Annotated in this window: 9 protein-coding genes; 3 read left to right on the top strand and 6 right to left on the bottom strand. The window is 40.5% G+C overall.

Features of this window, described 5'->3' with window-relative positions; all coding sequences use genetic code 11:
* Positions 1-177 precede the first annotated feature (177 nt).
* The 3 genes from tacF to HT678_RS02265 are packed head-to-tail and all read left to right on the top strand — an operon-like array spanning position 178 to position 3,289.
* Positions 178-1,665, top strand: a complete 1,488-nt coding sequence (gene tacF, locus HT678_RS02275; protein ID WP_000835909.1) for a type IV teichoic acid flippase TacF — start codon at positions 178-180, stop codon at positions 1,663-1,665.
* Positions 1,666-1,674: 9 nt separating this feature from the next.
* On the top strand, positions 1,675-2,478 hold the full coding sequence (locus HT678_RS02270) for a phosphorylcholine transferase LicD (RefSeq protein WP_000811884.1): 804 nt from the start codon (positions 1,675-1,677) through the stop codon (positions 2,476-2,478).
* Between the two features lies 1 nt (position 2,479).
* Positions 2,480-3,289, top strand: a complete 810-nt coding sequence (locus HT678_RS02265; protein ID WP_001199655.1) for a phosphorylcholine transferase LicD — start codon at positions 2,480-2,482, stop codon at positions 3,287-3,289.
* Between the two features lie 271 nt (positions 3,290-3,560).
* Here HT678_RS02265 and carB read toward each other — a convergent pair whose 3' ends face one another.
* The 6 genes from carB to HT678_RS02235 form a co-directional block, all read right to left on the bottom strand.
* Positions 3,561-6,737: a carbamoyl-phosphate synthase large subunit gene (carB, locus tag HT678_RS02260; RefSeq protein WP_172924562.1), complete on the bottom strand. Its 3,177-nt coding sequence runs from the start codon at positions 6,735-6,737 to the stop codon at positions 3,561-3,563.
* Between the two features lie 448 nt (positions 6,738-7,185).
* Positions 7,186-8,265, bottom strand: coding sequence for a carbamoyl phosphate synthase small subunit (locus tag HT678_RS02255; RefSeq protein WP_000166853.1), 1,080 nt, complete (start codon positions 8,263-8,265; stop codon positions 7,186-7,188).
* A gap of 49 nt (positions 8,266-8,314) precedes the next feature.
* Positions 8,315-9,238: an aspartate carbamoyltransferase catalytic subunit gene (locus HT678_RS02250; RefSeq protein ID WP_023936533.1), complete on the bottom strand. Its 924-nt coding sequence runs from the start codon at positions 9,236-9,238 to the stop codon at positions 8,315-8,317.
* A gap of 18 nt (positions 9,239-9,256) precedes the next feature.
* Positions 9,257-9,778 carry a bifunctional pyr operon transcriptional regulator/uracil phosphoribosyltransferase PyrR gene (gene pyrR / locus HT678_RS02245; RefSeq protein ID WP_000850023.1) on the bottom strand — a complete coding sequence of 174 codons (522 nt, stop codon included), beginning with the start codon at positions 9,776-9,778 and terminating at the stop codon, positions 9,257-9,259.
* Positions 9,779-9,988: 210 nt separating this feature from the next.
* Positions 9,989-10,618: an endonuclease III gene (nth, locus tag HT678_RS02240; RefSeq protein ID WP_000244443.1), complete on the bottom strand. Its 630-nt coding sequence runs from the start codon at positions 10,616-10,618 to the stop codon at positions 9,989-9,991.
* Positions 10,618-11,160: a DUF177 domain-containing protein gene (locus HT678_RS02235; protein WP_023936535.1), complete on the bottom strand. Its 543-nt coding sequence runs from the start codon at positions 11,158-11,160 to the stop codon at positions 10,618-10,620. The genes nth and HT678_RS02235 overlap by 1 nt, the downstream gene beginning before the upstream one ends.
* Positions 11,161-11,561 lie beyond the last annotated feature (401 nt).

Here is an 11,561-nt window from a genome sequence, read left to right as displayed (position 1 = left end):
CGAGAAAAACTGGCTTGAATCCATAATCAAAAAGCAAACTAGGAAGCTAGCCGTAAGCTGTACTTGAGTACGGTAAGGCGACGCTGACGTGGTTTGAATTTGATTTTCGAAGAGTATTACTGCCCTTCATTTCTTATTAGCTGACTTTATGATATAATGAAAAACGAGGTAAATTGAATGAAAAGTATAAAATTAAATGCTCTATCTTACATGGGAATTCGTGTCTTGAATATTATTTTTCCCATCTTAACTGGAACCTACGTCGCGCGTGTCTTGGACCGAACTGACTATGGTTACTTCAACTCAGTCGACACTATTTTGTCATTTTTCTTACCCTTTGCGACTTATGGGGTCTATAACTACGGTTTACGAGCCATCAGTAATGTCAAGGATAACAAAAAAGATCTGAATAGAACCTTCTCCAGTCTTTTTTATTTGTGCATAGCTTGTACAATTTTGACCACTGCGGTCTATATCCTAGCCTATCCTCTCTTCTTTACAGATAATCCAATCGTCAAAAAGGTCTACCTTGTTATGGGGATTCAACTCATTGCCCAGATTTTTTCAATCGAATGGGTCAATGAAGCTCTGGAAAATTATAGTTTTCTCTTTTACAAAACTGCCTTCATCCGTATCCTGATGCTGGTCTCTATTTTCCTGTTTGTCAAAAATGAACACGATATTGTTGTCTATACACTTGTGATGAGTTTATCGACACTGATTAACTATCTGATTAGTTATTTTTGGATTAAAAGAGACATTAAGCTTGTTAAAATTCACATCAGTGATTTTAAACCGCTCTTTCTCCCTCTGACAGCCATGTTGGTCTTTGCTAATGCCAATATGCTCTTCACTTTTTTGGATCGTCTCTTCCTCGTTAAAACAGGGATTGATGTCAACGTTAGTTACTACACCATAGCTCAACGAATTGTGACCGTTATTGCTGGTGTTGTAACAGGAGCTATCGGAGTGAGTGTGCCTCGTCTTAGTTACTATCTAGGAAAAGGCGATAAGGAAGCCTATGTTTCTCTGGTTAATAGAGGTAGTCGAATCTTTAACTTCTTTATCATTCCACTGAGCTTTGGACTCATGGTTTTAGGACCAAATGCCATCCTACTTTACGGTAGTGAAAAATATATCGGAGGTGGCATCTTGACCTCTCTCTTCGCTTTTCGTACGATTATCCTGGCCTTAGATACCATTCTTGGTTCCCAAATTCTCTTTACCAATGGCTATGAAAAACGTATCACAGTCTATACAGTCTTTGCTGGGCTACTCAATTTGGGCTTAAATAGTCTCCTCTTTTTCAACCATATCGTGGCTCCTGAATACTACTTACTGACAACTATGTTATCAGAGGCCTCTCTACTTGTTTTCTATATCATTTTCATCCATAGAAAACAACTTATTCACTTGGGACATATCTTTAGCTATACTGTTCGATACTCTCTCTTTTCACTTTCTTTCGTAGGAATTTATTTCCTGATCAATTTCTTGTATCCTGTGGATATGGTCATTAATTTGCCATTTTTGATGAATACTGGTTTGATTGTCTTGCTATCAGCTATCTCTTATATTGGTCTACTTGTCTTCACAAAAGATAGCATTTTCTATGAATTTTTAAACCATGTCCTAGCCTTAAAAAATAAATTCAAAAGATCATAGGAGTTTAAAATGAAACAACTAACCATTGAAGATGCCAAACAAATTGAATTAGAAATTTTGGATTATATTGATACTCTCTGTAAAAAGCACAATATCAACTATATTATTAACTACGGTACTCTGATTGGGGCGGTTCGACATCAAGGCTTTATTCCTTGGGACGACGATATTGATCTGTCCATGCCTAGAGAAGACTACCAACGATTTATTAACATTTTTCAAAAGGAAAAAAGCAAGTATAAGCTCCTTTCCTTAGAAACTGATAAGAACTACTTTAACAACTTTATCAAGATAACCGACAGTACGACTAAAATTATTGATACTCGAAATACAAAAACCTATGAGTCTGGTATCTTTATCGATATTTTCCCTATAGATCGCTTTGATGATCCTAAGGTCATTGATACTTGTTATAAACTGGAAAGCTTCAAACTGCTGTCTTTCAGTAAACATAAAAATATTGTCTATAAGGATAGCCTTTTAAAAGATTGGATACGAACAGCCTTTTGGTTGCTCCTTCGACCGGTTTCTCCTCGTTATTTCGCACATAAAATCGAGAAAGAAATTCAAAAATATAGTCGTGAAAATGGTCAGTATATGGCTTTTATCCCTTCTAAATTTAAGGAAAAGGAAGTCTTCCCAAGTGGTACCTTCGATAAAATAATTGATTTACCCTTTGAAAATTTAAGCCTTCCAGCACCTGAAAAATTTGATACTATTTTGACACAATTTTATGGAGATTATATGACCCTACCACCAGCAGAAAAACGCTTCTACAGTCATGAATTTCACGCTTATAAATTGGAGGATTAGGATGCAATATTTAGAAAAAAAAGAAATTAAAGAAATTCAACTAGCTCTGCTAGACTATATTGATGAGACTTGTAAGAAACATGATATTCCTTATTTTCTCAGTTATGGAACCATGCTTGGAGCCATCCGCCACAAAGGTATGATTCCTTGGGATGATGATATTGATATTTCCCTTTATCGTGAGGATTATGAGCGTTTACTGAAGATTATTGAAGAAGAAAATCACCCTCGCTACAAGGTTCTTTCCTACGATACATCTTCTTGGTACTTCCATAATTTCGCATCGATTTTGGACACTTCTACTGTTATAGAAGACCATGTTAAGTACAAGCGTCATGATACCAGCCTTTTCATCGATGTCTTCCCAATTGATCGATTTACAGACTTGAGCATTGTCGACAAGAGCTATAAGTATGTGGCTCTTCGTCAACTAGCTTATATCAAAAAATCACGAGCAGTTCACGGTGATAGCAAATTAAAAGATTTTCTTAGATTATGTAGCTGGTATGCCCTCCGAGTGGTCAATCCCCGTTACTTTTACAAGAAAATTGATCAGCTAGTCAAAAATGCTACAACCAACTCTCCTCAATATGAAGGAGGAATTGGGATCGGTAAGGAAGGGATGAAAGAAATCTTCCCAGTTGATACCTTTAAAGAACTGATTTTGACTGAGTTTGAAGGTCGTATGTTGCCTGTGCCAAAAAAATATGACCAATTTTTAACCCAGATGTATGGGGATTATATGACACCACCATCAAAAGAAATGCAAGAATGGTATAGTCATAGCATTAAAGCTTATCGTAAAAACTGATTGAGGGCGACCATACAAACTACTAAGATAGAGGTTATTCAAAAACATAATTTTAGTAGAAAATGAAGTAAATATTCCTACAATAAAACGCATAATATCAAGGTTTTCAACACCTGATATTATGCGTTTTATAATTTTAAAGACTTTTTTCTATAGTAGATTGAAATAAGATACGAACAAATCAATTAGAAAATTCAAATTAATTTCTAGAAATATTTTAGTATTCCTGTGTACTGTTCTAAATTCAGTCTGCTATATCTTATTTTTCTATTTAAATCGCTTCTGTAACAAAGCTACGACTTTCAAGTACCTTAAGCATGGCATTAGCTGTATCTAGCGCTGTGAAGAGGGGCACCCCGTGTTCAATGGCTGAACGGCGGATTTGCTCACCATCTTCGTCAGCAGTTCGTTTTGTTCCAACTGTGTTAATGATAGCTTGAATTCTTCCTTTACGAACAAAGTTTGGAATATCCTTATCGTCATCACCAATCTTACCAACAGGCTGAGCATGTAATCCATGACTGGCAAAGAAGGCTGCTGTCCCTTCTGTCGCGAGGATTCCATAGCCAATATTTTGAAAACGACGAGCCAAGTCCAAGGCTTCTTCTTTGGCATCATCAGCGATGGTAAATACAACATTTCCAAAGGTTGGCAAGTGGAGGTAAGAAGCTTCAAAAGCTTTATAGAGAGCTTTTTCCAAAGTAGTATCAGAACCCATAACTTCCCCTGTTGACTTCATTTCAGGACCAAGTAAGCTGTCTACCTTAGCTAGTTTGGTAAAGGAGAAGACAGGTGCCTTGATATGAACGCGAGTGCTTTCAGGGTAAAGTCCATCTTGGTAGCCAAGTTCTTCAAGGTTTTGACCAAGAATGAGCTTGGTCGCTACTTGAGCCATAGGAATATTAGTTACCTTAGAAAGGAATGGAACGGTACGGCTGGCACGTGGATTGACCTCAATAACGTAGACTTTTTCATCCTTGATAACAAACTGAATGTTCATCATTCCAAGACAGTTGAGGCCGATTGCTAGGCGTTTGGTGTAGTCTGCGATGGTTTCCTGCACCTTTTGAGACAAGGTTTGCGGAGGGTAAACAGCCATTGAGTCACCTGAGTGGACACCAGCACGTTCGATATGCTCCATGATACCTGGGATAAGGACATTTTCACCATCTGAGATGGCATCAACTTCGCACTCCTGACCAACGATATAAGAATCGACAAGAACTGGGTGGTCTGGACTAGCCTTAACCGCTGTACGCATGTAAGAACGAAGATCTTCTTCATTTTCTACGATTTCCATGGCGCGTCCACCAAGTACATAAGATGGGCGAACAAGGACTGGGAAACCAATCTTACGTGCTGCAAGAACTGCTTCTTCTTCATTGGTAGCCGTTTGTCCTGGTGGCTGTGGAATGTCCAATTCTTTGAGAGCTTGCTCGAAGAGGTCACGGTCTTCAGCACGGTCTAGGTCAGCGACCTGTGTACCAAGGATGGTCACACCTGCTTTTGCCAATGGCTCCGCAAGGTTGATAGCTGTTTGACCACCGAACTGAACGATAACCCCTTTTGGTTGCTCCAAGTCGATGACATTCATAACATCTTCGAATGTCAATGGCTCAAAGTAAAGCTTGTCTGATACCGAGAAGTCTGTTGAAACAGTCTCTGGATTTGAGTTCATGATGATAGCTTCATAACCAGCTGCCTGGATAGCCTTAACTGAGTGAACCGTTGCATAGTCAAATTCGACCCCTTGACCGATACGGATTGGACCTGAACCTAGGACAAGTACAGATTCTTTATCAGATCTGATAGACTCATTTTCCCATCCATAGGTTGAATAGAAATATGGTGTTTCAGAATCAAACTCCGCAGCACAGGTATCGACCATCTTATAAACTGGAACAATCTTGTTTTCCAAGCGAAGTTGACGAAGTTGATCAGCAGTTGTTTTCCAAAGTTCCGCAATCTTACGGTCTGAGAAGCCATTAAGTTTAGCTGTTTTCAAGACTTCTAGATCTTGTGGATGAGCACCCAATTCCTGCTCAATTTCAAAGATATGTAGGAGTTTATCCAGATAAAAAATATCGATTTTTGTAAGCTCTGCAATTTCTTCAGGTGTGTAGCCACGACGAATTACTTCTGATACGTAGAAGAGACGGTCATCTTGGGCTTTGACAACCTTTTCAATCAAGGCATCATCAGAAACTGCTGCAAGTTCAGGTATTTCATTGTGGTGCACCCCAATTTCAAGGGAGCGGCAGGCCTTGAGAAGAGATTCCTCGATATTACGACCGATTGCCATGACTTCTCCAGTCGCCTTCATTTGTGTACCGAGACGGCGTTCACCCTTTTCAAACTTGTCAAATGGGAAACGAGGAATCTTGGCAACCACGTAGTCAAGGGCTGGTTCAAACATGGCATAGGTTGAACCTGTAACTGGGTTGATGACCTCATCCAAGGTCAAACCTACTGCAATCTTAGCAGCCAATTTTGCAATCGGATACCCTGTCGCCTTAGATGCTAGGGCTGAAGAACGCGACACACGAGGGTTTACTTCGATGACATAATACTTGAAACTGTGTGGATCAAGGGCCAGCTGAACGTTACATCCCCCTTCAATCTTAAGGGCACGAATGATGCTCAAGCTCGCGTCACGTAGCATTTGGTTTTCATAGTCTGCCATGGTTTGCGCAGGAGCAAATACAATGGAATCTCCTGTGTGAATTCCGACTGGGTCAAAGTTTTCCATGTTACAAACAACCAAAGCATTGTCAGCTGAGTCACGCATCACTTCGTATTCGATTTCCTTGAAACCTGCAATCGAACGCTCAATCAAACATTGGGTCACAGGTGATAATTTCAAACCATTTTCAGCGATTTCACGCAATTCTTCCTCGTTGGCACACATACCACCACCAGTACCACCAAGGGTAAAGGCTGGACGAACGATAACTGGGTAACCAATTGTCGCTGCAAAGGCAACAGCTTCTTCGACTGTGTTGACAATTTCAGATTCTGGAATTGGTTGGTTGAGCTCTTCCATCAATTGTTTAAAGAGGTCACGGTCCTCCGCTTGATCAATGGCAGATAGTTTAGTACCCAGAAGTTCAACACCAAGCTCATCTAGGATACCATTTTTAGACAATTCCATGGCCATATTAAGCCCTGTTTGACCACCGAGTGTTGGTAGCAAGGCATCTGGACGCTCCTTACGAAGAATACGTGTCACAAACTCAAGTGTAATCGGTTCAATATAAACCTTGTCCGCAATCTCCTTGTCCGTCATGATGGTTGCAGGGTTTGAATTAACCAAAACCACCTCATAACCTTCCTCTTTCAAAGACAAGCAAGCCTGGGTCCCAGCGTAGTCAAACTCAGCAGCCTGACCAATAATAATCGGACCAGAACCAATCACCATAATTTTTTGAATATCAGTACGTTTAGGCATATATAAGATATTAAGGGCGTCAAGCGGACAAAGCTAAAATAGGAGTTATGACGAAGAACTGTCAGTTCTAGGAATAACTATCTTTTTAGCACCGTCCGTAGCCCGTATTCAGTTCAGCAAATACGGACCACCCTTCTCCTTTCTATTCGTCGCCTCACTGAGCGACATTAAATAAATTCTCCGACGATTTTTTAGCGAAACGATATTTTTCGGTAAAAAATCTAGTGCAGGGAGTTTTTAGTTCGCCTGATAGCGACTAAAAGAAACGACCTGCCTTTCTATTCGGCAACTCTCAGATTTCCATTAAATAAGATACAAAGGACGAATAGAAAGCGATTGAATTTTAGGAAACCAAGGAAGGATTGACAATCCAAGTTGGTTTCTCTAAATTCCGAGCTTTCCGTCCGTGTTCAGTTACATAAATTCTCCGACGAGCTTTTACTCATTCTTAGTTTGATTGTTTAAAAGCTTCCATCATCTCGATAAACTCGTCAAATAGGTAGCTAGCGTCGTGTGGACCAGGGGCTGCATCTGGATGGTATTGAACAGAGAAAGCAGGTTGGTATCTGTGACGCACACCTTCAACTGACTTGTCATTGATTTCTTCATGGGTGATAATCAAATGCTCTGGCAAATCCTCACGGCTAACTGCATAACCATGGTTTTGACTTGTAAAATCCACACGTCCTGTAGCAATTTCGCGTACCGCATGGTTGAATCCACGGTGTCCAAATTTCATCTTGTAAGTCTTAGCCCCGTTTGCCATTGCAAAGAGTTGATGCCCCATACAAATACCAAAAATTGGAATTTTTCCTTGTACACCACGAATCATATCCAGTGCTTGGGGAACATCTTCTGGATTTCCCGGTCCATTTGACAACATAACTCCGTCAGGGTTGAGATGGAGAATTTCTTCAGCCGTTGTTGAATAAGGAACGACTGTCACGTTACAGTTGCGCTTAGAGAGTTCACGTAAGATTGAGTGCTTGAGACCAAAGTCCACTAGCACTACGCTCAAACCAACTCCTGGAGCTGGATACGAAGTTTTAGTAGAAACCTGCTTGATATTGTCTGTCGGCAAGACTGTTGCTTGGAGCTGGTCCGTCACATGGTCCATACTGTCCCCAACATGGGTCAAGGTTGCACGCATCGTACCATGCTTACGGATAATCTTGGTAAGAGCACGTGTATCAATCCCTGAAATACCCGGAATTTTCTTGGCTTTCAAAAATTCATCCAAGGTCATTTGGTTGCGCCAGTTACTAGCTCTACGTGCTTCTTCGAAAACAACAACTCCCTTACAAGTTGGAATAATGGATTCGTAATCATCACGATTAATTCCATAATTTCCCACCAAAGGATAAGTAAAGGTCAAGATTTGTCCATTATAAGACTGGTCTGTAATGGATTCTTGGTAGCCGGTCATGCCTGTATTAAAGACAATTTCACCAGTTACATCAATATCTGCTCCGAAGGCCTTGCCTTCAAAAACTGTACCATCTTCTAATACTAGAAGTCTTTTTGTCATATTTTCACCTCTCGTGGACGCTCACTGGCGTCTTTTAACGTCTTGTGTTTTAGTTGGCGTTTCTACTCGCCAGTACGGATTCTAAGATTGCCATTCGAACAAAGACACCATTGGTCATTTGTTGGACAATCCGTGATTTTGGTGCTTCAACCAAGTGGTCTGCGATTTCTACATCACGGTTGACTGGAGCTGGGTGCATGAGGATTGCTGTTTCTTTCAAACGGTCATAACGTTCTTGAGTCAAGCCATGTTGGGCATGGTAGTCTTCTTTTGAAAAGACTGCTCCGCTATCATGGCGTTCATGTTGCACACGGAGAAACATCATGACATCCACCTGATCAATGATTTCATCAATGGTTACAAACTGTCCATAGTCTGCAAACTCTTGACTTCTCCATTCCTCAGGTCCAGCAAAATAAAGTTCAGCTCCCAAGCGTTTCAAAATCTGCATATTGGATTTGGCAACGCGTGAATGGTCCAAGTCACCTGCAATCGCAACCTTGAGACCCTCAAAGTGGCCAAATTCCTCATAAATAGTCATCAAATCAAGCAAGCTCTGGCTAGGATGTTGTCCCGAACCATCTCCACCATTGATGATGGAAGTCGTAATCGTGGGACTAGCAATTAACTCTCTGTAGTAGTCAACCTCAGGGTGGCGAATCACACAGACATCCACTCCTAAAGCAGACAGAGTCAAAATGGTATCATAAAGTGTCTCACCCTTATTGACTGAACTAGTCTTCACATCAAAGTCAAGTCGTTCCAGCCCCAGTTTAATCTCTGCCACTTCAAAGGACTTATGCGTCCGTGTAGAATCCTCAAAGAAAAGATTGGAAACAATCGGGTGGTTTTCATAAGGAAGCTGAGCTCCGTTTTTAAACTCAATCCCTCGTTTGATCAATTTCATCACTTGATCGACAGTGAGGTCTTCCATGGACACCACATGGTTCAATGCTTGTTGATTTTCTGACATGGCCACTCCTTTAGCTTTCTAAGCTTCTTCAGTAATCAGAACTCTGTCTTGACCATCAAGTTCTGCCATCTCTACGATGATTTCTTCAGAACGACTGGTTGGGATATTCTTCCCAACGTAATCTGGACGGATTGGCAATTCTCTATGTCCACGATCGACTAGAACTGCTAAACTTACGCGCGCAGGACGACCATGACCTACAATATTATCAATAGCAGCACGGATGGTACGACCTGTATAAAGCACATCGTCCACCAAGATAACTTCGCGGTCTGTCACATCGACAGAAACCAAAGAAGTATCTTCTCCACTTTTAACATCATCACGGAAGGGTTTAGTATCCAATTCCACAACCGGAACTGAAAGGTTTTCTAGTTGCTCCAAACGTTCTTGGATACGATGGGCGATAAAGACACCGCGAGTTTTAATACCAGCCAAGACGATTTTATTCAAATCTTTGTTGCGTTCAATAATCTCATAAGTAATACGCGTAATCGCTCGTTTGACGGTCAATTCGTCTACAACTTCTTTTGTCTTCATGACAAACCTCCAAAAAGAAAAGTCTCCTTAAACAAGGAGACTTGAAATGTATAGCTAAGCAAGCCCTACTGCACACAGTATAGACTTCACCCTTCTACTTTATCGCGCTCCTTGCCTGCCTCACGGGACAAGTTTAAAGGAATATTTAGTTATCAATTACTATAGCACAAAGTAAGCTTAAAATCAAGCAAAAACTTTCGATTTTCCATCTTACAAATTGCTAAAATCATATAACTGTGGGTACTGGTCACACTCTGGATTTTTAGGATGACAAATGGCTCTTCCAAAATAAATCATGGCCTGATGAGCTGCTAACCACTGCTCAGGCGGCAAGATATCCATGACCCGCTTTTCCACCTCAAGTGGTGTCGCTGATTTTTTGACGATATCGTGGTGTTTGCAAATACGCTCCACATGAGTATCCACTGCAAAGGCTGGAATCCCAAATCCTACACTCATAACAACATTGGCTGTCTTGCGACCAACACCTGCCAAACTCTCCAATTCCTCACGTGTTTGAGGGACTTGACCATCAAAATCGTCTAGTAACTGTTGGGCACATTTTTTAAGGAATTTAGCCTTATTTCGATACAGTCCCAGTCGAGAAATGTGTGAAGCAATCTCACTCTCTGTTGCAACAGACATGGCTTGTGGCGTTGGAAAGGCAGCAAAGAGGCCTGGCGTAGCCTTATTTACCGCTGCATCCGTCGTCTGGGCTGACAACATGACCGCAACCAAGAGTTCAAAATGATTAGTGAAATCAAGACTGGGCTTGGCATCTGGAAAAAGAGCAATGATTTCTTCTAGCACCTTTCGTGCTCGTTTTTTTGACAAAACCATTATTCGTCTCCATCAAATAGTCCTTGTAAACCAGCAAAAGGACTGTTTTCTTCTTTCTTAACTGCTTGTTGAGCTTGGTATTCTTCTTCTGTCATGATTTGCCAGTCATTTCCTGAAACAAATCCTTGGCCAGCTTCTTCTTCAGCCGTCAAGACCTTGATAGGAATGTTTAGTAGGATATTGTCTGACACGCTCTCAGCAAGGTCAAGTTCTCCATTTTCGATAGGCAGGACCAAGTCATCGTCTAAAACTTCCTGATCTAGTTGGTTAGTTGCACCTTCCATGAAAACTTCCGTTACTGGATAAGATTCAACTAACTCAACTGGCTCCATACTACGACTTGAAGCAAGAACAATGGTATAAGATAGTTGATAATCTAAGAAATACATACGGTTTTCGTACTGTACTTTCCCAACTGCAAGGATATTTTTTACATCTAAAATTTCTTGATTACGTGCACGCAGGTCTGCGACTAGGTCTAACGTTTGTTCAAAATGCAAGCCTTCAGACTGCTTGCGTATCTCTTGAATATTTAATTTCATACTTCCTCCATAAAGATTTACTCTCTTGATTATACCATGAAAAGCCTACAAATCAACCCACCAAACTTTGTAATTAACATTCAAGTTTTTAATATGTCCACTATGATATTTTGTTTTTTAGTGCTATACTACATCAGAGCAAGGAGGATGCCCCTATGGAAGACAAAGAACTCGGTACTAATGCTTATCACTCGTATTTTAGAGCTTGGAATTTCCAGTTTTCTGTTGACAAAATTTCCTTAAAAGTATAGTATAAAGATACCAATACTCGGAGGTAAGGGAGACATGAACAACTAAGCCTATCAAATAAAAAACCTTTATTTAGTAGATCTTGTTTTTGTCTCTTTTTGTGTACTCTTTTATGCTCTTTTTCTGGCATTTTATACTCAATGAAAATCAAA

Origin of the sequence: Streptococcus sp. 3167 (genome assembly GCF_013277175.1) — a bacterium.
In the GTDB taxonomy this organism is placed as follows: Bacteria; Bacillota; Bacilli; order Lactobacillales; family Streptococcaceae; genus Streptococcus; species Streptococcus pseudopneumoniae.
The sequence above is the reverse complement of the archived record's forward strand: the minus strand, read 5'-3'. Positions and strand labels throughout refer to the sequence as shown.

Excerpts from the sequence above, each read along its gene's own strand:
- pyrR (WP_000850023.1), bottom strand. The coding sequence starts at position 9,778 with ATGAAGACAAAAGAAGTTGTAGACGAATTGACCGTCAAACGAGCGATT.
- HT678_RS02250 (WP_023936533.1), bottom strand. The coding sequence starts at position 9,238 with ATGTCAGAAAATCAACAAGCATTGAACCATGTGGTGTCCATGGAAGAC.
- HT678_RS02265 (WP_001199655.1), top strand. The coding sequence starts at position 2,480 with ATGCAATATTTAGAAAAAAAAGAAATTAAAGAAATTCAACTAGCTCTG.
- tacF (WP_000835909.1), top strand. The coding sequence starts at position 178 with ATGAAAAGTATAAAATTAAATGCTCTATCTTACATGGGAATTCGTGTC.
- nth (WP_000244443.1), bottom strand. The coding sequence starts at position 10,618 with ATGGTTTTGTCAAAAAAACGAGCACGAAAGGTGCTAGAAGAAATCATT.
- HT678_RS02270 (WP_000811884.1), top strand. The coding sequence starts at position 1,675 with ATGAAACAACTAACCATTGAAGATGCCAAACAAATTGAATTAGAAATT.
- HT678_RS02255 (WP_000166853.1), bottom strand. The coding sequence starts at position 8,265 with ATGACAAAAAGACTTCTAGTATTAGAAGATGGTACAGTTTTTGAAGGC.
- carB (WP_172924562.1), bottom strand. The coding sequence starts at position 6,737 with ATGCCTAAACGTACTGATATTCAAAAAATTATGGTGATTGGTTCTGGT.
- HT678_RS02235 (WP_023936535.1), bottom strand. The coding sequence starts at position 11,160 with ATGAAATTAAATATTCAAGAGATACGCAAGCAGTCTGAAGGCTTGCAT.